This window comes from Empedobacter falsenii (assembly GCF_019308355.1).
Lineage (GTDB): Bacteria > Bacteroidota > Bacteroidia > Flavobacteriales > Weeksellaceae > Empedobacter > Empedobacter falsenii_B.
The window spans coordinates 24961-47430 of record NZ_JAAGKM010000015.1 but is presented as its reverse complement, the minus strand read 5'-3'; the positions used below and the strand labels follow the sequence as shown (position 1 = coordinate 47430).

Annotated in this window: 24 protein-coding genes; 10 read left to right on the top strand and 14 right to left on the bottom strand. The window is 31.3% G+C overall.

Features of this window, described 5'->3' with window-relative positions:
- Positions 1-171: 171 nt before the first annotated feature.
- The 3 genes from G0Q09_RS07905 to G0Q09_RS07895 are packed head-to-tail and all read right to left on the bottom strand — an operon-like array spanning position 172 to position 4119.
- Positions 172-1734, bottom strand: coding sequence for an efflux MFS transporter permease (locus G0Q09_RS07905; protein ID WP_219034487.1), 1563 nt, complete (start codon positions 1732-1734; stop codon positions 172-174).
- A 4-nt stretch (positions 1735-1738) separates the two neighbouring features.
- Positions 1739-2785 carry an HlyD family secretion protein gene (locus G0Q09_RS07900; RefSeq protein ID WP_219034486.1) on the bottom strand — a complete coding sequence of 349 codons (1047 nt, stop codon included), beginning with the start codon at positions 2783-2785 and terminating at the stop codon, positions 1739-1741.
- A 2-nt stretch (positions 2786-2787) separates the two neighbouring features.
- Complete coding sequence (locus G0Q09_RS07895) at positions 2788-4119, bottom strand: TolC family protein (RefSeq protein WP_257468115.1); 1332 nt, start codon at positions 4117-4119, stop codon at positions 2788-2790.
- Between the two features lie 161 nt (positions 4120-4280).
- On the opposite strand from G0Q09_RS07895, the gene G0Q09_RS07890 reads away from it, so the two are divergent.
- The 3 genes from G0Q09_RS07890 (at position 4281) to G0Q09_RS07880 (ending at position 6272) form a co-directional block, all read left to right on the top strand.
- Positions 4281-5093 (top strand): AraC family transcriptional regulator, encoded by an 813-nt coding sequence (locus tag G0Q09_RS07890; protein WP_180904695.1) that lies wholly within the window; start codon positions 4281-4283, stop codon positions 5091-5093.
- Between the two features lie 15 nt (positions 5094-5108).
- Complete coding sequence (locus G0Q09_RS07885) at positions 5109-5636, top strand: NADPH-dependent FMN reductase (RefSeq protein WP_180904696.1); 528 nt, start codon at positions 5109-5111, stop codon at positions 5634-5636.
- A 90-nt stretch (positions 5637-5726) separates the two neighbouring features.
- A complete protein-coding gene (locus G0Q09_RS07880; protein WP_180904697.1) occupies positions 5727-6272 on the top strand; it encodes an NADPH-dependent FMN reductase in 546 nt (181 codons plus the stop codon).
- 61 nt (positions 6273-6333) lie between these two features.
- Here the strand turns inward: G0Q09_RS07880 and G0Q09_RS07875 are convergent, their stop codons facing one another.
- Together G0Q09_RS07875 and G0Q09_RS07870 are read right to left on the bottom strand one after the other, a co-directional pair.
- A complete protein-coding gene (locus G0Q09_RS07875; RefSeq protein ID WP_219034485.1) occupies positions 6334-6750 on the bottom strand; it encodes an OsmC family protein in 417 nt (138 codons plus the stop codon).
- 316 nt (positions 6751-7066) lie between these two features.
- Positions 7067-8158, bottom strand: a complete 1092-nt coding sequence (locus tag G0Q09_RS07870; protein WP_219034484.1) for a M42 family metallopeptidase — start codon at positions 8156-8158, stop codon at positions 7067-7069.
- Between the two features lie 61 nt (positions 8159-8219).
- On the opposite strand from G0Q09_RS07870, the gene G0Q09_RS07865 reads away from it, so the two are divergent.
- The 6 genes from G0Q09_RS07865 to G0Q09_RS07840 all read left to right on the top strand — a co-directional run bounded on the left by G0Q09_RS07865 (position 8220) and on the right by G0Q09_RS07840 (position 13943).
- Positions 8220-8873 carry a DUF4294 domain-containing protein gene (locus tag G0Q09_RS07865; protein WP_219034483.1) on the top strand — a complete coding sequence of 218 codons (654 nt, stop codon included), beginning with the start codon at positions 8220-8222 and terminating at the stop codon, positions 8871-8873.
- Between the two features lie 72 nt (positions 8874-8945).
- Positions 8946-9929: a 6-phosphofructokinase gene (gene pfkA / locus G0Q09_RS07860; protein WP_280051123.1), complete on the top strand. Its 984-nt coding sequence runs from the start codon at positions 8946-8948 to the stop codon at positions 9927-9929.
- A gap of 31 nt (positions 9930-9960) precedes the next feature.
- Entirely contained in the window at positions 9961-10965 is a 1005-nt protein-coding gene (gene gap / locus G0Q09_RS07855; protein WP_219034482.1) for a type I glyceraldehyde-3-phosphate dehydrogenase, read from the top strand.
- A 218-nt stretch (positions 10966-11183) separates the two neighbouring features.
- A complete protein-coding gene (locus tag G0Q09_RS07850) occupies positions 11184-11780 on the top strand; it encodes an RNA polymerase sigma factor (RefSeq protein ID WP_115001114.1) in 597 nt (198 codons plus the stop codon).
- 322 nt (positions 11781-12102) lie between these two features.
- Positions 12103-13068 carry an NAD(P)H-dependent flavin oxidoreductase gene (locus G0Q09_RS07845; protein WP_115001115.1) on the top strand — a complete coding sequence of 322 codons (966 nt, stop codon included), beginning with the start codon at positions 12103-12105 and terminating at the stop codon, positions 13066-13068.
- A gap of 11 nt (positions 13069-13079) precedes the next feature.
- On the top strand, positions 13080-13943 hold the full coding sequence (locus G0Q09_RS07840; protein ID WP_115001117.1) for an acyl-CoA thioesterase: 864 nt from the start codon (positions 13080-13082) through the stop codon (positions 13941-13943).
- 159 nt (positions 13944-14102) lie between these two features.
- Here G0Q09_RS07840 and G0Q09_RS07835 read toward each other — a convergent pair whose 3' ends face one another.
- The 8 genes from G0Q09_RS07835 to G0Q09_RS07800 form a co-directional block, all read right to left on the bottom strand.
- Positions 14103-14342, bottom strand: coding sequence for a hypothetical protein (locus G0Q09_RS07835; RefSeq protein ID WP_115001118.1), 240 nt, complete (start codon positions 14340-14342; stop codon positions 14103-14105).
- Between the two features lie 3 nt (positions 14343-14345).
- Positions 14346-15191 (bottom strand): aldo/keto reductase, encoded by an 846-nt coding sequence (locus tag G0Q09_RS07830; protein WP_115001120.1) that lies wholly within the window; start codon positions 15189-15191, stop codon positions 14346-14348.
- A gap of 47 nt (positions 15192-15238) precedes the next feature.
- Positions 15239-15817, bottom strand: coding sequence for a hypothetical protein (locus G0Q09_RS07825; protein ID WP_125349248.1), 579 nt, complete (start codon positions 15815-15817; stop codon positions 15239-15241).
- The gene (locus G0Q09_RS07820; protein ID WP_125349247.1) at positions 15777-15959 is read right to left on the bottom strand and encodes a hypothetical protein; all 183 of its coding nucleotides are present in this window, start codon (positions 15957-15959) and stop codon (positions 15777-15779) included. Before G0Q09_RS07820 ends, G0Q09_RS07825 begins: the two co-directional genes overlap by 41 nt.
- A gap of 151 nt (positions 15960-16110) precedes the next feature.
- Complete coding sequence (locus G0Q09_RS07815) at positions 16111-16944, bottom strand: hypothetical protein (protein ID WP_115001125.1); 834 nt, start codon at positions 16942-16944, stop codon at positions 16111-16113.
- A gap of 29 nt (positions 16945-16973) precedes the next feature.
- Positions 16974-17714, bottom strand: coding sequence for an MIP/aquaporin family protein (locus G0Q09_RS07810; protein WP_115001127.1), 741 nt, complete (start codon positions 17712-17714; stop codon positions 16974-16976).
- A 12-nt stretch (positions 17715-17726) separates the two neighbouring features.
- Entirely contained in the window at positions 17727-19229 is a 1503-nt protein-coding gene (gene glpK, locus G0Q09_RS07805; protein WP_219034481.1) for a glycerol kinase GlpK, read from the bottom strand.
- Between the two features lie 57 nt (positions 19230-19286).
- The gene (locus G0Q09_RS07800; RefSeq protein WP_219034480.1) at positions 19287-20846 is read right to left on the bottom strand and encodes a glycerol-3-phosphate dehydrogenase/oxidase; all 1560 of its coding nucleotides are present in this window, start codon (positions 20844-20846) and stop codon (positions 19287-19289) included.
- A gap of 91 nt (positions 20847-20937) precedes the next feature.
- On the opposite strand from G0Q09_RS07800, the gene G0Q09_RS07795 reads away from it, so the two are divergent.
- Positions 20938-21714 (top strand): DeoR/GlpR family DNA-binding transcription regulator, encoded by a 777-nt coding sequence (locus G0Q09_RS07795; protein WP_219034479.1) that lies wholly within the window; start codon positions 20938-20940, stop codon positions 21712-21714.
- Between the two features lie 75 nt (positions 21715-21789).
- Here the strand turns inward: G0Q09_RS07795 and G0Q09_RS07790 are convergent, their stop codons facing one another.
- A complete protein-coding gene (locus G0Q09_RS07790; RefSeq protein ID WP_219034478.1) occupies positions 21790-22392 on the bottom strand; it encodes a DUF4126 domain-containing protein in 603 nt (200 codons plus the stop codon).
- Positions 22393-22470 lie beyond the last annotated feature (78 nt).

Sequence of the window (22470 nt, the reverse complement as noted above, 5' to 3'; positions counted from 1 at the left end):
AAAATTTGTTCATTTACGCCATTTTTAAATTTAAAAAACTTTAAAACATCTCCTTTTTACGGGATAATTTAGATAAAACATTCATTTTTAAAAATTTGTCATAAAAAAACGTACTTGATTCTATTAAATCAAATACGTCAATTAAATTAAAAGTAATATATAAAAATTATTTTAACGATGTAAAAGTCTATTTTTTATCGGTTGATAAAGAATGACAAAAATTGCAGCAATAATTCCCACAACAAACAATGTTCGGAAAATCTCAATATTACTAACCAACAAAGCTTGGTTGTACAATTTTGCTTTTAAAGCTGCAGCAGTAATACTTTCTGCTTCGTTTGGAAGATGATTCGCAATATTTTTATTGAACAAATTATTCCATTGTTGTTGGAAAATAGGACTCGTTTTATCTAAATTTTTGGTCATCAAAAATTGATGTTTAGTCGTCAAATATAAAATTGCATTTTGCATTAACGAAAAACCAATTGTTGTAGTCCAAAAACGAATCGCCGTACCTGCTTGTGCCGCACTACCAGTAATAGAAGGATGTACAGAACCTGTAATATACAACACTAATGGCGTAAAAATAACACCTTGCGCAATTCCTTCTAACATCAATGTTGGCGCTATTGCCTCGACTTTTGTGTCTGGATAAAACAAATAACTAAACCACAACATGCTCATGGCTAAAAGTACAAATCCAAGAAAAAATATTTTTCTGAAATCAACTTTATTCTTAACCATAAAAAATGAAAATACAACACCAATGATAGAACCTGCCACATTAAAATATTGAATCTGCAACACATATTCCCATTGCCATTTCCAAACTGTCGACATAACTTGGTAAATATTGCTCATCCCAGCACGCAGAGTATAGAAAACAAAAAACATTAATATTCCTAAAATGACACGTTCTGATTTGAAAATCTCAAAATGGAACAAAGGTCGTTTGGCTGTTTTTTGATGCAATAAAAATAAACCACTAAAAACGAGTGTTGATGCAAATGCTATGATAATAATTGGCGATTCGAACCAATAATATTTTTTTCCGTAAATCAAGAAAAATGCACCAGAAATTAGGGAAATAATCATCAAAAAAATTCCTCCTAAATTTAATTGATACAATGGTTTTTTAGGAAACATTCTGTTGTGATTAAAGAAAAATACATAAATAATTAATGCAACAACATGAAAACTCATAATCGTATACACCATCATATTGTGGTTATAATTCTCAATCGCAAACTTCACAATAGAAGTCGTGAATTTATCTCCTGTTAACATTACGCCGTACAAAAACGAATAAGCAATCAATTTTGAATGTTCACTTTTAATATTCGACATAATGATTGGTAACAAAATACAACCTTCGAAAAGCGATAAAGGTCCTTGAATGAAACGCAGAATCAAAATCAATTCTGTATTTGTCGTCAATGTCATTCCAAACAATACCAAAATGTTGAGCATGGTCATTGTTAGCAAATAACTTCTGATATTGAAAAAGTGAAAAAATCGAACGTGAATAAATAAGCCACAAACAATAGTGGCATACGCCATCGAAAAAAGGAACTGCAAATCATCGACCTCCAAATCCAAAAATGATGCTGTAAACGTACTATTCATGTTGAATATCGTCAAAATCATCAAGTGAGGAAATAGCGCAAGGATAAAAATTGGCACAACCAATTTTTGCGGAACCCATTTATTGAATATTGAATTTTGTTGTGACATTTATTTAATTTACTTTTTCTGCGGAAACATTTACATTCATTCCGGTACGTAATTTTTCGTTATTTTTAGACTCTTTCAGAATTATTTTTACAGGAAAACGTTGTTCAATTTTCACGAAGTTCCCTGTTGCATTATCAGGTTTTATCAAAGCAAACTCAGACCCAGAAGCTGGCGAAAGTGATTCAATTTTTCCTTCAAACTCAATGTTTTTGTAAGCATCAGCTTTTATAATAACAGGTTGATCCAAATCGATTTCTCCAATTTGCGTTTCTTTAAAATTCGCAACAATCCATTTCTCTTTCGAAACCACTTGTACTAAGGCTTGTCCTTCTTTTATTAACTGACCTTCTTGAATATTTTTTGTTCCAACCCAACCATCATAAGGCGCCACAACATAGGTATATGAGAGAGTAAGTTTGGCATCATTCAATTGGGCTTTTCGTTGTAAAATTTGAGTTTTTGCAGGCGCAACTTTTGTTTGTTCAGCAGACGCACTAACATTTACTGCATTACGTTGTTGTTCCAAAGCACTCAAACTTGCTTTTGCTTGTTTATATTTTGCTTCAACTTCTTCAAATTGTTGCACAGTTGCAGCATCTTCTTGTACTAAATTTTTGAAACGATTATAATCTTTTTCCGTTCTCCAAACCTCTATTTTAGCAGCTTCTATATTTGCATTAACAATATTAACATCACTTGATTTTGTATCTACCGCTTTTTCGTAGGTTAAAACAGATTGCGAAGTCGATTCTAAATTTGCTTCGGCAATATCAATCTGATTCTGAAACTCTCTATTGTCAATCACAACAAGCGTATCACCTTTGTGCACAAATTGATTTTCTTCGAAATTTACTTTTTTGATAAAACCAGAAACTTTACTCGAAACTGGTGTAATATATTGTCGCACTTGCGCATCATTTGTATTGACATGTGAACTCGAAAAGAAATAAAACCAAGCCACTGCAGTGATTCCTATGATAATAAAAATCCAAGCAATCGCCGAAAGCGTTCTATTCATTCGTTTTTCTCCTTTTGTCTGTTGTTTTCCCATTTTTATAAGTTTCCTAAAACGTATTGTAATTGATAGTATTTTAATTGTTTGTTGATCTGCAATGAAATCAAATTCGATTGAGCCTCTAAATAAGCGTTATCTGCATCGATAAGTTCTGTAATCAAACTCAATTTGTTGACATATTTTGTTCGAACAATTCGATAATTTTCTTTAGCTTGACCAATTGCTTCTTCCGCAATTTTTATTTTATCGATCGATTCTTCTAATCGTTTATTCGCTGCAAAAACATCGTGTCGAATTTGTTCTTCTTTCTCTTCTATTTCTAATTTTGCAATTGAAATGTTACGATCTGCGATTTGCATTTTTTGTTTATTTTTGAAAAAATTACTCAACGGAATCGAAACATTTACCCCAACAGAACCGAATCTGTACAAATATTCTTCTGGAGGAAAAAACATAAAGTTTGGATAATTATATCCATATTCAGCACCAGCAGTTATTTTTGGTAATGTATTGGCTTTGGTAATTTTCTTATCAATTTCTTTCAAATTCAAATCATCTTTCGCAATTTTCAAACTTTCACTTTGATCCATTGCTTCCAAAATCATTTCATCAACTAACCCCAAATGCTCTTCATTTGTAAACAAATCATTGGTATCAATATGCATTTCTTGATTTTCTGGTAAAGCCAAAATTGTTTTGATTTGATGTTCGATAATCGAAATTTCATTCGCCAATTCTGTAAAAGACATTTTATGATTTGACAATTGCAATTCTGTTCTCAAAACTTCGTTGTACGTAACCAAACCATTTTTTTTCAAGGATTCTGTTTGCTTTATCACAACCGAATCTTCTCTCATTTTATCCGAAATCAACTTTTGTTGCTCTTGTAAATGCAACGCTTGTAAATAAGCTGTGATAACTTGCATTCTCAATTCTCGCTCATCTTTTCGAACTTGTAGTTTCGAAATATTAGTTTCTATTTCAGATTTTTTCTCTTCATTTTTTAATTTTCCTCCCAAATAAATTGGAATTTCAGCCGAAAGTGTAAAATCATATTTCACACGAGGAACAGCATATTTTGTAGAAGGTTTTAGAACACCGTCTTCGAATTGGCGTAAATTACTCAAAACATTAAAACCAGTGTGAAAGTCTACATCTGGTAATTTTTCGTTTTTAAGATCTTTCTCTTTTAATTCAGCAATATTAGTTTTTAAAGCGCTAATTTGTAATTTTTTATTATTTTGAAGTCCAATTTCAATTGCTTTGCTTAATTTCAGTTGGTTATAGTCTATTTCATTTTGAGCATAACTCAACCCACTCAGCATTAACAACAATGTAAGCAACTGATATTTAACGAATTTAAATATCATTTTGTATTATTTATAAGTCTGTTATTGATTTTTAGTGATGCAAAGTTACATTGAAAACATGTTTACCCTCTTGATAAAAAAAGAAAATAATTTGCTCATTTACGCCAAAATAAAGTAATTTGCAAAAGCAAAATATTTCACTTTATAAAAGTATAAAAACAATGTTGTTTGATCAGTTTTTTTTTAACGAAGTTGACAAATCTAAAGTCCATTTTTACATACAACATGCACATTTAGATACTATAGGAACGCGCGTACATGAGCACAAAAAAGCACAATTATTATATGCAGAAGGCGGAATTGTACACGTTTTTGTAAACGACAAACATTGGTATTTGCCTGCGCGATGTTTTATGTGGATTCCTGCAAATACGCCACATTCTATCTTAACGAATAGTAAAACAGGCGATTTGTATAATTTTTATTTCAAGACCGAAAAAGAAGAAAACGATTTTTATTCGATTACAAATATTTATTACACGAATGAATTGTTAAGGGAAATGATATTGTACACCAAAAATTGGAGTGGATCAATTTCAGAAAAAGATCCTGCAAAATATGATTTTGTAAAAGCCATTCGATCTATTTTACCCGAAATGGAATCGAACAAGTTACCCGCGTTCATTCAACATCCATTTCCAAAAGATCAGAAATTGATTGATATTGCTCGATTTTTGATGAAAAATATCGAAAAAAACTATACAATAGATGAAGTTGCGCAACAATTTGGTTTGAGTACGCGAACATTATCCCGAAAATTCAAAGATAATATGGGAATGAATTATGTCCGTTTTCTACGTGCATTACGTATCACAAAATCATTGGAATTGATTGCAGAAAACAAATATAATATGTACGAAATTGCAATGTTAGTTGGGTATAATTCGTTGTCTTCTTTCAGTAATATTTTTCAGAAAGTTTCGGGAATTCGACCAACGGAATATGCGCAATTATTACACACAAAAAAACAATAACTTAAGATAAAAACTATGATTATTAAAGCTTTTGCTGGTAGTAACAGCTCTACTTCTATCAACAAACAATTGGTAACTTATGCTACTTCATTTTTAGATGAATTTGAAATTGAAATTTTAGATTTAAACAATTATAATATTCCAACTTTTGACATCGATATTGAAAAAAGAGAAGGCTTTTCTGATGAAATAAAACGTTTTTATCAAACTTTGATTGATACAGATGTTTTATTGATTTCTTTAGCGGAGCACAATGCAAATGTAACCGCGGTTTTCAAAAGTTATATGGATTGGTGTTCTCGCATCAATCATAAATTTTTGGAAGGAAAGAAAATATTTGTCATGAGTACTTCTCCAGGAAGTTATGGCGCTAAAAATGCACTAGAAAGTGGATCTAAATTATTGGTAAAATTAGGTGGAGAATTAATCGAAAATTATTCATTACCAAAGTTTAAAGACAATTTCCAGAACGGAAAAATTATAAATGAAGAATTTGATGCTGAATTATTCGCTAAAATAAATGAGTTTAGAAAAAAAATATAAGTTTTTATCTTTTCCTAACATAGGTCAATAAAATTTATCGTTGCTTGCAATAACTTTGCTTCATCAAAAATAAAATAACTCAATTAGAATATGAAAATTTTAGCTTTCGCTGGTAGTAACAGCAAAAAATCAATCAATAAAGAATTATTAAATTATACTTTAAATCAAATCGAAAATGCAGAAATCGATTTAGTTGACATCAATGATTTCGAGATGCCTATCTACTCTATTGACCGTCAATTAGAAAATGGATTTCCACAAGAAGCACAAGATTTCTACAACAAAATCAAAGATGCAGAAGGTGTTGTAATTTCTTTGGCAGAGCATAATGGAAACTTTTCTGTCGCGTTAAAAAACATTTTGGATTGGGTTTCTCGTATTGAAATGCCATATTTGAAAGATAAAAAAGTATTGTTATTAAGTACATCTCCAGGTGCTTACGGAGGTGGAAATGTAATGGAAGTTGCGACAAAATATTTTGGAATGTTTGCAAGTGGAGAAATTGTAGCAAGCACGACTTTCCCATCTTTCAACGATAATTTCCGAAATAGTGAAATTGTAAATGAAGAATTAAAAAATAAAGTATTAGCGCAAGTTAATATCTTTCAAGATGCTTTAACTGCTGTTGAAGCTTAATTGAAAATGTATGTATTGAAAAAAGGTCTTTCGAACGAAAGACCTTTTTTTTGTTATCAATTTAATTCACATTTATCTCGTAGGTGATATCAATTCCTCCATTTGCAAGCATATCATGTACACTACAATACTTCTTAACCGCTAATTCAGCAGCCTTATTTGCTTTATCTAAATCAACATTTCCTTTTAAGAAAAATTTGATGTGAATATTTGTAAAAATATTTGGAATTTCATCTCGACGCTGACCTTCAACCTCAACTTTAATATCTTCAATTTCTTGACGTTGTTTTTTCAAAATTTCATTCAAATCAAAAACACTACAACTTCCCAAAGCAATCAAAACCAACTCCATTGGGCGAACTCCTTTTCCTTCTCCTCCAATGGATTCTGGTCCATCAATATTTACTTTTACCGAAGAACTTGACGCAGTCGCTTCATAGTGAGAAGCCTGATTTACTCTATTTAATTCAATTTTCATCTTATTTCTTTTAAAGTATAAAAATAATCATTCTCTAAAGATTTATTCTAATATTTGATTGAATAATGATTTTCTGAATAAATTTTAGCTAAATTTAAATTCAATTATAGAAAATTTTGATGAAACTGCTCAAAAAATACTTGAAAACGGAAGAATAATAGCATGCCTAAATTTGCTATTCCTGAAATCTCTTGACAAAGATATTTTTTTAGATACAAATAGCAATGTTTTTGGAATTTTTGAAGTAGATCGAAACACAAAATAGCAACAAAGGCTGTCTCATGACAGCCTTTATCTTTTTTAATCACTTTATAATTTAAACAGTATGATATTTAAAACTTTGTTCGTTTTTAATTGTTTTCACTGATTCGTAAATCAACTCGATGACATTTTTTACATCAGCTTGATGAACCATTTCTACAGTTGTGTGCATATAACGCAACGGCAACGAAATTAAAGCCGAAGGTACACCACCATTACTATATGCAAAAGCATCTGTATCCGTTCCTGTTACACGAGAACTTGCAGCACGCTGAAAAGGAATATTGTTTTTCTCAGCTGCATCAATAATTAATTCGCGTACATTGTTTTGCACAGCAGGCGCATAATAAACAACTGGGCCATCACCACATTTTTGCTCACCTTCTTTCGATTTTGTAATCATTGGTGTCGTTGTATCGTGTGTAACATCTGTAATAATCGCAACATTTGGTTTGATTGTTTGCGTAATCATTTCCGCGCCACGCAACCCTACTTCTTCCTGAACCGCATTTACAACGTATAAACCAAAATCTAATTGATCTTTATTTTCTGCCAATTTACGCGCAACCTCAGCAATCATAAACCCTCCCATTCTATTGTCTATCGCACGACAAACAAAATAACGATCGTTCAATGTAAAAAATTCATCAGGATAAGTAATCACACAACCAACGTGAATTCCAAGTTCAAGAACTTCTTCTTTTGATGTACAACCTGTATCAATCCAAATTTTATCTGGAGTTGGCGCTTCATCTTTTCCTGCTTGACGCAAATGAATTGCTGGCCAACCAAAAACTCCTTTTACAATTCCTTTTTTGGTATGAATATTAACCACTTTAGAAGGTGCTATCATATGATCTGATCCTCCGTTACGAATCACATAAATCAATCCATCATCAGAAATATAATTCACAAACCAAGAAATCTCATCAGCATGGGCTTCAATCACAACTTTATACTTCGCTTCAGGATTTATTACACCATAAGCAGAACCGTAATTATCTGTTTTTACTTCATCTACATATGGTTTGATATAATCCATCCAAACTTTTTGTCCTTCACTTTCAAAACCTGTAGGTGAAGCTGTATTTAAATATTTTGTCAAAAAATCCAAAGATTGTTGATCAAACAAATTATTTGTACTCATTTTAGTTTATTTATCTAACAAATGTACTAATTTTAGGAACAATTTTTGAACTAATTCTGATATGAAATTTTATATCTATCATATAACTTTACTACTTACTTTTGTTGGATTATCTAATGTTAATGCTCAAATTTTTGGGTTAGATTTAGGTGGAAAAAATCCTGCACAAGAAATTAAAAATGATTCAATTAATTTAGATGAATTTGCATTTAATCCTTTAGACACAATACATCTTAATGAAATGAATAGCTATTCGGTTCATTTAAAAACTGATTTAGAAAAAAAATATTATTTATGGCTAAGAAAACGCGTTCGCGATGTTTGGCCGTATGTAAGAACTGCTGTTAGAGAATATAATTATGTATCGGATACGATTCAAACAATGGATAAAAGACGAGATAAAAAACGTTTTATTAAATCTCGTCAAAAGGATTTGGCTGATCAATTTGAGAATCAATTAAAAAATATGTCAAGTTCTCGTGGACAAATTCTTACTAAATTAATCTATAAAGAAACAGATAAAACAACATACGATATTATAAAAGAATTACGTGGCGGATTGAATGCTTTTCTTTATCAAGCAGCAAGTGGCGCGTTTAATATTGATCTGAAACAAGCTTATGATCCGAAGCGAACACGAGAAGATTTGTATATTGCGGTTATTCTTCAACGAGATTTTGCAGACGGAACGTTAAAACCTGTCGACGAAGATTAATTTATCTTTCATACTACCAATTATAATAATATTCTGATTTTTTATTATATTTGATTTAATAAAGGAAAAAACGTGGGAAACAATATAAAAAGAATTGGTGTATTAACCTCTGGAGGTGATGCGCCTGGAATGAATGCGGCCTTACGTGCCGTTGTAAGAGCATGTAAGTACTACGATATCAAATCAGTAGGAATCCGTCAAGGTTATGAAGGTTTGATTAACAATGATATGATTGAACTTGGACCTCGTTCAGTGAAAAATATTATCAATCAAGGTGGTACAATTCTTAAAACTGCTCGTTCTTTAGAATTCAAAACTACAGAAGGTCGTCAAAAAGCATATAATCATCTAAAACAAAATAACATTGATGCTTTAGTTGTAATTGGTGGAGATGGTTCTTTTACAGGAGCAAATATATTTCATCAAGAGTTTGGTGTTCCATTTATTGGAATTCCAGGAACAATTGACAATGATATTTTCGGTACAGATTTTACAATTGGATACGATACAGCTTTGAATACTGTAATTGATGCAATTGATAAATTAAGAGATACTGCTACATCACATGATCGTGTATTTTTTGTGGAAGTAATGGGACGCGATGCAGGTTTTATTGCTTTAAATAGTGGAATTGCTTCAGGTGCACAAGATATTTTGATTCCAGAACAACGTGATAGCGTCGAAGAATTATGTTCTTCTTTAGAACGTTCAGAAAAATCTGGAAAAAAATCAAGCATCGTTGTAGTTGCAGAAGGTGAAAAATTAGGTGGAGTTTTTGAATTAGCAAAACAAGTTCAAAATAGTCATCCAGAATATGATATTCGTGTCACAGTTTTAGGACACATACAGCGTGGTGGTTCTCCATCTTGTCACGATCGTGTTTTAGCAAGTCGTTTAGGAATTGCTGCTGTTGAAGGTTTACTGGAAGGTAAAACAAATCTTATGGCTGGTATTCGCTCTAATAAAGTTGTATTTACAGCGATAGATGAAGCCATCAAAAAACACAATGAGATTGATGAAGAGTTAATCAAAGTAGCTAATATTTTAGCGATTTAAACATTTAATATAAAGGGAAATTATATATACTATGTCAAAAATTAAAATTGGAATCAACGGATTCGGAAGAATTGGTAGCCTTGTTTTCGGGGTTGCTATTGAGAGAAACGATATTGAAATCGTAGGTATTAACGATTTAGTAGACGTTGATTATTTAGCTTATATGCTAAAGTATGATTCAGTTCACGGAAAATTTAACGGAGAAGTTAAAGTAGAAAACGGAAACTTAATTGTTAATGGACAAACAATTCGCGTTACAGCAGAAAGAGATCCAGCAAACTTGAAATGGGACGAAGTTGGAGCTGATATCGTAATTGAAGCAACAGGTTTATTCTTAACAAAAGAAACTGCAGGAAAACACATCGAAGCTGGAGCGAAAAAAGTTGTTTTAACAGGTCCTTCTAAAGATGATACTCCTATGTTTGTAATGGGGGTTAACCACGAATCTGTAACAGCAGAAGATACAATCGTTTCTAACGCTTCTTGTACAACAAACTGTTTAGCTCCATTAGCGAAAGTAATTCACGAAAATTTCGGAATTGTAGAAGCTTTAATGACTACAGTTCACGCAACTACTGCAACTCAAAAAACAGTTGACGGACCATCAATGAAAGATTGGAGAGGTGGACGTAGTGCAATGGTAAACATCATTCCTTCATCTACTGGAGCTGCGAAAGCAGTTGGAAAAGTAATTCCAGAATTGAACGGAAAATTAACAGGAATGTCTTTCCGTGTACCAACTGTTGATGTCTCTGTAGTTGATTTAACAGTTAAATTAGCAAAAGAAACAAACTACGACGAAATCAAAAAAGTAATGCGCGAAGCTGCTGAAGGAGATTTGAAAGGAATTATAGGATACACAGAAGATGCTGTTGTTTCTCAAGATTTCGTAGGTGATACAAGAACATCTATTTTCGATGCAGAAGCTGGTATCATGCTAAACCCTACTTTCGTTAAATTAGTTGCTTGGTATGATAACGAAATTGGTTACTCAAACAAAGTAGTTGATTTAGTTCAACACATCGCAAAGATTTAATTCTTAATTAATAATTAACAAAAAGGCTGTTCTCAATAAGTGAATGGCCTTTTTTGGTTTAGACTTCTAAAATTTTAAGAAAATTTTATTTTTTTTTAAGACTTTTTATGTTAATTCACTTGTTTTGATTCAAACTTTGATTATATTTGAATCACTTATAAAAAAAACAAGAAGCCTATAGATAAAAAATCTACTTACTAAACCAAATTATCTACCTTATGAATTACGAAGAAGACTCATTGCTAATCAAAGACTATGTTGATGGTAATGAATATGCTTTAGAAATTTTAATTGAGAAGTATAAAAGTAGAATCTATAGTTTCATTTTCTCAAAAGTTTTAGACAAAGATATCACTGAAGATATTTTCCAAGATACTTTCATAAAAGTTATTCTTACACTAAAAAGTGGCGGATATAATGAAGAAGGAAAATTTTTACCTTGGCTAATGCGTATTGCGCATAATTTAACTATTGATTATTTTCGAAATATTAAGAAAATGCCTGCTGTTAGAGAAACTATAGGTAAATATGATGACGAATATAATATTTTCGATTTTATTGGAAATTCTGACGAATGTTCCGAAACCAAAATCATTAAAAAGCAAATTGAAAATGATTTAAGATACCTTGTTACTTTATTACCAAGTGATCAAAGAGAAGTCTTAGAACTGAGAATCTTCAAAGAATTAAGTTTCAAAGAAATTGCGGAAGAAACAAATGTTAGTATTAATACAGCATTAGGAAGAATGCGCTATGCAATTATCAACTTAAGAAAAGTTATCGAAAATAATAACATTATTTTAACAATCGATTAAAAAATAAACTTATCTATTTAACGTTTTTAAAGTAAATAAGTTTTTATGATTGAATTTTACTCAGAAAAATTTGAACCAAAACAATCAACGATTGAAAAATTATTAATGTTTTCAAAATCAATTTCAGCATTGAAATTAAATAACGTGAAGGAAATAATAATCCTAAATTTAAATTAATCGAACACTGCTTTTATCAAATAAAAAATCCTGAAAATATTAAACATTTCAGGATTTTTTTATGCAAATAAATTAATCTTTTCTGAAAATCATAACTCAATTTATAACTATATTGCATCCTATACCACATCAAAAAAATTTTAGTATGACCCTACAAGAATTTAAAAATAGTTTAGATTTACCTTTAATCACTTCACCTATGTTTCTTGTTTCTCGAACAGAATTAGTTATAGAATCTTGTAAAAATGGTGTTTGTGGAACATTTCCTTCATTAAATGGTAGAAAACCAGAAGATTTTGAACAAATGCTAATTGACATCACAACTCAGTTAGAACAATTCGAAAAAGAAACTGGAAAAAAAGCAGCACCTTTTGGAGTAAATTTAATTGTAAATAGAACCAATCCAAGAATTGAAACTGATTTAGCTTTATGTGTAAAGTATAAAGTTCCATTAATCATAACATCTTTAGGAGCAGTAAAAGAATTAGTAGACACTGTACACAGCTATGGAGGAATAGTCTTTCATGATGTTATAAAAAAACGTCATGCTGAAAAAGCTGTAGAAGCTGGTGTGGATGGAATTATTGCTGTAGCTGGTGGCGCAGGCGGACATGCAGGAACTGCTAATCCATTTGCTTTAATCGATGATATTAGAACATTTTATAACGGCTGCTTAATTCTTGCTGGTTCATTGAATAATGGAAATGATATATTAGCTGCAGAAACAATGGGAGCAGATTTTGCATACATAGGAACTCGTTTTATAGCTACAAAAGAAGCAGCTGCAGATAATAAATACAAAGATATGATAGTAAATTCCTCATTTGAGGATATTATTTACACTGACGGTGTTTCTGGTGTTAATGCTAATTTCTTAAAACAAAGTATCAAACATTCCGACATTAATATCGAAGATAAAAAAGAAGAGGATTTTTCTAAACTAACAGATCATGATGACCAAAAAGCTTGGAAAGATATTTGGTCTGCCGGTCATGGCGTTTCTGGTATACATGATGTTCCTACAGTAAAGGAATTAATAACTAGAATGAAAAATGAATATAAAACTGCCTTAGAAAAGAATGTCCAACGCTTAAACAAATTAAAATTTTAATCTAACATAAAATGAAAACAACACAAGAACTCATCGAATTAATTTCTCTAAAAAAGTTAGAAAATAATCTATTCGAAGGAAAAAGTTCTTTTATGGGAAGTCCTCATGTTTTTGGAGGACAAGTTGTAGCACAAGCATTAAATGCTGCATACCAAACAGTAGACACAGACAGATTTTGTCATTCATTACATTCATATTTCATTTTAGCTGGTCAATTAGACGAACCAATCTATTATGAAGTTGCTATTTTAAGAGATGGAGGAAGTTTCAGTACAAGAGTAGTAACAGCAAAACAAAATAACGAAGCTATTTTTGTAATGGCATGTTCTTTTCAATTAAAGCAAGAAGGTTACGAGCATCAAGAAGAAATTCCAGATGTAAAACAACCAGAAGAATTAATCAGCTGGAGACAAATTGCAGAAATGTTCGGAGATTTTTTACCAAAAGCTACTAAGCAATTTATAATGGCCGATAGACCAATAGATTTTAAACCTGTCGAAACATTAAACCTTGCAGAAAAAAAAGATTATGAAAGTTATAGCAATGTTTGGATGAATTTTAATGATGCGCCAGAAAACTTACCCTTGCAAGTTGTTCATCAGTTAATCGCTTACAGCTCTGATTATAATTTATTATCTACAGCGTTAAAACCTCATGCTTCTAAGGCTCATTTTGGTAACACTCAAATGGCAAGTTTAGATCACTCCATTTGGTTTCACAGAACTCCAAATTTACAAGATTGGATTTTAGTGAGCGTAGATTGCCCAAGTACAATGGATACAAGAGGGTTTACAAAAGGAGAACTATTTAACAGATCAGGTGAGCTAATTTGTAGTGTTGCTCAAGAAGGTTTAATTCGACCAAAAACAAAATAAATACATCAAAAAAAAACCTCATAATATACTATTATGAGGTTTTATATTTATTTAGGCGTTCGAGCGGGTTTTCCTCAATATCTTTTCTAATTGATAATTTAACTGAAATAAAAATACATCCAATTAGAAAAGGATACCGCTTCACCTCCTAACGCAAAGTCAATCAAAAATAATTTTTGTTCCTTTACTTATACTATCTTGCATAATAAAATCAATAATCTCTTGATTTATATTTTCTGATAATACAGAACGTTTTTTAAAAATTAATAAATCAGCATAAAATACTGGTGGATGAAAGACTAATTCTCCTGAAACTCGTATAAAAACATTAACGGTCTGATTAGAATAATTAATTAATATTTCTCCTCTAGAAACAATTGAATAAGTTATTTGTTTCATCAATTATTTCTTATTTGCAAAGTAATCTAAAAAATTATTTGGATCAGCACCTGTTCTTTCGTTTGAATTCAATGAATCAATTTTATGAATATCATCCAAAGAAAGTTCAAAGTCAAACAATAAAGAATTTTCTTTTATTCGTTCTGGATTTACACTTTTTGGAATTGTAGCTATCCCTTTTTGTAGATCCCATCTTAAAATAATTTGAGCAACAGACTTATTATATTTTTTAGCTAAACTTTTTAGTATTTCATTTTCTAACAATCTCCCTCTCATCAATGGAGCCCAAGCTTGGTAAGCAATTTGATGATCTTTACAATAATTAACCAATTCTTGTTGAATCAACCTTGGATGAAATTCATTCTGAACAACCATCGGTTTATAAACGCAATTCTTCTGAATTATTTCTAAATGATGTTGCAAACAGTTAGAAACTCCAATAGATTTTACTAAACCTTCTTCATATAAAAATTCTAAAGCTTTCCAAGATTCAATTAATTTATCAGCGACTGGCCAATGAATTAAATACAAATCAATATAATCTAAATTCAGGTTTTTAAGTGATTGATGAAAAGCATTAATTGTTTTATCATATCCCATATCATCTATCCAAACTTTTGTAGTAATAAATAATTCTGAACGATTGATTTTGTAAGAATTAATTGCTTTACCAACTCCTATTTCATTATTGTAATAAGATGCTGTATCTATAAGACGATAACCTTCATCTAAAGCTGAATGAATAGCAGTTATAACCTCATCACCTTCATTCGTTTTATAAACACCCAATCCTAAAATTGGTAAATGAAGACCATTATATAATTTTATTTTTGTGTCTATATCAATCATAATTTGAATTTACGAATGAATTTACAATAAATAAATCTCTTAAAAAACTAGAGACCTAAATATAAATAAGTATTAACACTCATACTTAAAGGTCTAACATCTAAAGACTGTTGTGTTACTCCCCCGTTAATAGATTCTGTTGTAGCAGAAACTGTATGACTATGATCTCCTGCATTTGATGTTTGATAAGTACCTGAAGTATCATCTGCAATATTTGTTAAATTACCATTTCTTGTCATCTCATAAGATGTATTTCCCCTATCTGTATAATTATGATTATGTGACCCTGCAACATTTGTAGAAGCTGATGCAGATAAAGTAACATTTGGAAGCTGACCTCTAGTAAGAGTTTTAGTATTAGAATTTGACAATCCTCCAAGCGTTGTATTATTCTGTACTAAATAAGCATTTGTTGCATCAGGTAAATTAGTAGAAAAACCTAAAACACTAGCTTGTGCTTGCTGAGTAGACATTAAACTACTTACTGAACGTCCGTCCAATTTAACCCAACCATTATGGTCACTAGTAATAAGGCTATACTTAATATCACCAGTTAAATTAGTTGCTACAGCAATTGTTTTCCATTCAGGTGAATTTGAAACACCATTTGATGTAAGTACCTGCACTACCTTGACTTGTAGCATTACCACCAACATTCAATTCATTAGTAACTTGTAAACTACCATTTACATGAAATGTTTTCTGAGGTGTTGAAGTATTAATACCAACCTGTGCAATTGCTATGTCCACAATTAGACTAGCAATCATAATTAATAATTGTTTTTTCATAAAGTTTTAATTATTTGTATTTCAAATTTATACAATTATGTATTATAGTTATTTAACTTTCTTTTTTTTCAGGAAAATAAATAAAAAAAGGGACTAATAAATAGTCCCTTTTATAATTAAATAAAAAATATTAAAAAATATTAAACGCAAGTTGAATATTGCCAGAGTCATTAATTGGACTCCAAGAAGCTGTAGCAGTTATAGGTAATTGATATCTACCAAAATTAAGTGTTTTACCAATAATAAAACCTACGTTTGCTAAACCTGATTTAGGTCCATAAAAGTTTTTTCCTTTATCTTCTTTTTCAGGTGATAAAGCAAATGCTCCAGCAGCATACAAATCTAAATTAACTAATTTACTTTTCACCACAGGATAAGAGGCTTGTACATAAGAAGAATAAAGATTTTTCTCATTTTCAATTCCTCTATCTCTACCATGAATCACAGTAGACCAATATAAATTTAATGGAATTTTATCAGAAATTGTATATGACACAGAAAGATCTAAAAAGTGACCTGTTTTATCTCCATTATATTCAAAAAAATCTTTATTATTCCATGTAGCATTAGTGGAATAATTATAAATATCCCAAAGAGCAAAAGTTAAATTTTTCACTGGAGAATAAGTTACATAATAATCAAATTCTCTATATTCTCCAGTTGTTCCGTATCCTCCCCAAACTCCTGCTTTTAATTTACCATCTGCCGTACCAACTCCTGCATCTATAGCAAAAACGGTAGAATTTGTAACAGCTAAACCTCTCCATAAATGCATTGTTTTTAATTGACCATGTAAATAAAATGGAGATAATTCTTGCTGAAATTCTTCATTTAAAGACACCTTGCTTTTTTCATCCTCATTTATTTTAAGATCTGCAACATCATATGACTGAGAAAAAATACTAACTGGAGTTAAAAAAACAAAAGTTAGTAATATATTTTTTAGTGAAGTTATTTTATTCATGTTGTGTGGTTTTGAAATGAATAATTATATTAACTAGACAAAAAGTTAAATAATAACGCTGCAAAAACAGCTCCTAAAATTGGTCCTAAAATTGGAATCCATGCATATCCCCAATTACTTGAACCTTTACCTTTCATTGGTAAAAGAGAATGCATAATCCTCGGCCCAAAATCACGAGCAGGATTAATTGCATAACCAGTTGTTCCTCCTAAAGATAATCCAATAGACCAAACAACGAAAGCTACTGGTAAAGCACCAACTGATCCTAATCCTAATTTCACTTCTTCTGTACCCGAAGTACCTTTAGCATCAGAAAAATAAAATACACAAAAAACCAATACAAATGTTCCCAAAATTTCAGAAAGGACATTTCTAAAATTATTTGGAATTGCTGCCCCTGTAGAAAAAACACCTAATTGAGAACTTGGATCATCTGAAGAAGCATCAAAATGATCTTTATACATTGCCCAATTTAAAAATGCTCCTATCATCGCTCCTAATAACTGAGCAAGAATAAATAATGGTACTTTAGACCATTCAAATTTATTTGCTAATGCTAAACCTACAGAAACTGCAGGATTTAAATGAGCACCACTCACAGGACCTGCAATTACAACTCCTGCAAAAACAGCCAAAGCCCAACCTGTTGTAATAACAATCCAACCAGAACCATGACCAATTGTCTTTTTCAAAGCAACGTTTGAACAAACACCACCACCTAAAAGTATTAGGACAGCAGTTCCTATTAATTCAGCTGAAAATTCATTCATAATTCAATTGATTTAATCTTCAATCCAATTTTGAGTTCTTTTTACAGCCTTATTCCAGAATTTCAATAAGTCAGCTCTTTTATCTGAATTCATCTCTGGTTTAAAAACTCTATCCTGCTTCCATTGAACTTTTATCTCATCAATATTTTTCCAATATCCAACAGCTAAACCTGCTAAATATGCAGCACCAAGAGATGTAGTTTCCAAAACTTTAGGACGAATAACTTCATTTTCAATCAAATCAGCTTGAAATTGCATTAATACATTATTCGCACAAGCTCCGCCATCTACTCTTAATTCTTTTATTTCCCCTTCAACATCAGATTTCATACTCTTAATTAAATCATCAACCTGAAATGCAATTCCTTGGATAGCTGCTTTGGCAATATGAGCCTGTGTCGTACCACGAGTAATTCCAAAAATTGCACCTCTCGCATATTGATCCCAGTAAGGAGCACCAAGACCTGTAAGAGCTGGTACAAAATAAACACCACCATTATCTTCCACAGATGCAGATAATCTTTCACTTTCTGGTGCAGATGAAATTATTTTAAGACCATCTCTCAACCACTGAATAACAGCTCCTCCTACAAAAACAGAACCTTCTAATGCATAAGTTGTTTTACCGTCTATTTGCCAAGCAACTGTCGTTAATAAATTATTTTTTGAAAAAACTGGTTTTTCACCAATATTCATTAATAAAAAACAACCTGTTCCGTATGTATTTTTAGCCATTCCTTCCTCCACACACATTTGTCCAAATAATGCAGCTTGTTGATCTCCAGCAATACCAGAAATTGGAATTTTAGTTGAAAATAACGTTGTTGATGTTGTTCCATAAATTTCACTACTACTCTTTACTTCAGGTAGCATAGATTTGGGAATATCAAATAAATTTAACAATTCATCATCCCACTCCATTGTATTAATGTTATAAAGAAGTGTTCTTGAAGCATTAGAAACATCCGTAATATGCATTTTTCCTCTAGTAAATTTCCATACAAGCCAACTATCTACAGTTCCAAAACATAATTTCCCTTGTTCTGCTTTTTCTCTTGCTCCATCAACATTATCTAAAACCCATTTAATCTTTGTAGCACAAAAATATGAATCAATAACAAGACCTGTCTTTTCTTGTATAATATCTTTATACCCTTTTTCTTTTAATGAGTCACAGTATTTTGATGTTCTTCTATCTTGCCAAACAATTGCATTATAAATAGGATCTCCTGTTTCCCTATCCCATACTATAGTTGTTTCCCTTTGATTTGTAATCCCAATAGCTGCGATATTAGTTCCATTTAAATCTGATTTAGCTACAGATTCAGCAGCTACTGAAGATTGTGTATACCAAATTTCATTTGGATCATGTTCTACCCAACCTGGCTGGGGAAATATTTGCTGAAAATCTTTTTGAGATACTGCTACAATTTCTCCATCGTGATTGTAAATGATTGCTCTAGAACTTGTAGTACCTTGATCTAGCGCAAGAATAAATTTTTCTTGTGTTTCCATTTTGTGGTTTTAAATGAGAATAATAATTTTAAGAGGTTTCAGTAGAGAGGTTTTATATTAAAATTGATAAACCTTGGCTAATTCTTTAAAATCAGCAACTTCATTATCAATCCAAGATTTATCTTTTCCTAATTCTTTTGCCATTACTGTTGCTACTTCTTCCGCAACAGATACTGCTCCATGAGCATCCAATAAAAGTAATCGTAAACGTCTTGCTAAAACATCTTCTAATTTTAGTGCCATTTCTTTACGAACCGCAAAAGCTACACATGCATAGGTATAATCGTATTGAGGTAATAATTTTTCAGCAAATTCAGGATTTTCAGCCTCAAGCTTTAATATTTCAGCTCTGTCAGAACCATAGAAATATAAATCTTCATTATGATTAATTGTAGTATCATAACCATGAATATGAAGCTCTTCTGTTTTACATGGTTTATTAGGAAGTTTGTTCAACTGAATTACTTTATCAATTGTATCTTGAGCCATTCTTCTAAATGTTGTCCATTTCCCTCCAATAATCGTAATCAAATCACTATCAGAAACAATAATTTTATGACTACGAGAAATTTCTTTTGTATTTTTTCCATCACCTTGAGGAGCAGCCAATGGTCTTAATCCAGCAAATATCGCCAACACATCATCTTTTGTTAGTTTCTTTGTTAAATATTTTTGAGCTGTCGTTAGAATAAAATCAATTTCTTCATCTAACGCTCTTGGTTCTAATTCTGCATGATCTCTTAATGTATCTGTCGTTCCTAAAATTAATTTATCGTGCCAAGGAACAGCAAATAATACACGTCCATCACTTGTTTTAGGAATCATTAAAGCATTCTCTCCTGGCAAGAAACTTTTATCAATTGTGATATGAACACCTTGACTTGGCTTTACCATATGTGGAGCTCCTGGCTTATCTAATTGTAAAACATTATCTGCATAAACTCCAGTTGCATTAATTACAACTTTTGCATTAATTTCAATTATCTCATCAGACTCTAATGTTTTTATTTTCACACCAGACACTTTACCATTTGTATCTTTTAGTAATCCAACAACTTTAGTGTAATTTAAAACACAAGCCCCGTTTTCTACAGCTGTTTGTGCAACATTTAATGCCAATCTAGCATCATCAAATTGCCCATCTTGGTAAACAACACCTCCTTTTAAACCTGCAGGTTTAACAGTTGGCAACATCTCCAATGTATTTTTTGAATTAACATATTTAGATTTTCCTAAACTTAATTTACCTGCTAAGAAATCATAAAATTTAAGACCTACTGTATATAATATATTATCGAAATAAGTATAATTAGGAATTACAAAAGACGTATTTCTTGTAAGATGAGGAGCATTCTTTAATAATAAACCTCTTTCATGACAAGCTTCTTTCACCAAACCTAAATCTCCTTGCGCCATGTATCGTACACCTCCGTGCAATAGTTTTGTCGCTTTACTCGATGTTCCTTTTGCAAAATCTGCTTGCTCTACTAAAAGAGTTTTATATCCTCTAGTCGCTGCATCCATAACACAACCAAGACCCGTTGCTCCTCCTCCAATCACAACAACATCCCAATCATTAGATGATTTTATCTGATTTAATAATATATTTCTTTCCATAATTATCTATTTCGTAATCAAAAGTAACAAAAAATAATTAATTAAAAATAAAAAGTTTCTTAAATTTGAAATACATTAAAAATTGATTATCATGATACAGATCGAAACAATGGCGCAAAGACATAATTATATTTTAGATGAATTAGAAAAAAACGATATGCTAAAAGTTTCTGATCTAACAAAGATGCTTAACGTCTCTATTGTTACTATCAGAAAAGATCTTAAAACACTAGAAAACAAAAATTTAATTTACAGAACTCATGGTTTGATTTACAAATCAAATCCGTATACACAAGACATTAATGTAACAGAAAAGAGTCTAATTAATGCAGATCAGAAAAAAGAAATTGGAAAGTTTGCAGCAACATTAATTGAACCTAATGATGCTATTTTAATTGCTTCTGGTACAACTGTTCTTCATTTTGCCAATGCTATTAATGTTACTTCTGGGAAACTTACTGTTGTTACTTCTGCTATGAATGTCGCTTTAGCATTAAGTGGAAAAGCTAATGTAGAAGTTATTCAGTTAGGTGGTGTTGTTCGACCAAACTCTACTTCAGTTGTTGGACCATATGCGGAAGAAATTCTGAAGAATCTTTCATTTACAAAGTTATTTCTTGGGGTAGATGGTGTAGATGCTAATCATGGCTGCTCAACATCTAACTTACTAGAAGCCAACTTAAACAATAGCATGATAAAAGCAGCTCAAAAAACAATTATTTTAACTGACAGTAGTAAATTTGGAAAAAAAGGATTTGGAAAAATTTGCGATTTAAATGAAGTAGATCATATCATTACTGATACAAATATTACTGAAAAATCTCGAAATGCAATTGATAATCTTGGAATTGAACTTACAACAGTTTAAGGTTTCTTTTTATTTTCATTCATTTCCTTTCAATAAAAAAAGCGTTACATTTTGTAACGCTTTTTGTTTCTATTCTTAAGATTCTAATTGTAAATTCGTCTGTCTTCGTTTTACACTTTTAAAAGCTTTGTAGCAAACATATAAAACAAATATAACAAGTAAAAAAGCTAAAGGAGCAAATACAAATGCTGCAATCGTTAACACTATTGAACCAAATGTTTCTCCCGTATTTACTAAAAAGTTTCCTGCTCCTGCAGTTGTGGTTGTTGAGACTGCTCTAGCAGCGGCAGTTGTTCCGCTTATTGCAGCAGCAGTACCTCCTCCTGCAATTATAGCCAATACCCAAGTAGCTACTTCATTCATCTCTGGCAAAGTAATCCCTACAGCTAATGTTCCAGCTATTGTTGCTAAAGGCACAGCAATCATATCTAATGTATTATCGATAATAGGAATATAATAAGCTCCTACCTCAACTAGCATTGCGACAGATAGCGTAGCTAGTGTTGATGTATTTCCAATCCACATCCAGCTCTGGTCTACATTAATATAATCTCCTCCTAACTTTACAGCTAAGCTGAGCACAAATAGTGGTAAAAAAACTCTAAAACCTGATGCGGCTGCCAGTCCTATTCCCAAGAAGAGGGCGAATAGGGTGTTTAATGATAATAATTCGTTCATTTTTTTTGTCTTTGTAATGGTTTTGATTATATAAATATACTAAATAAAAAAATTATAATTAGGGATTTTTTTCTTTCC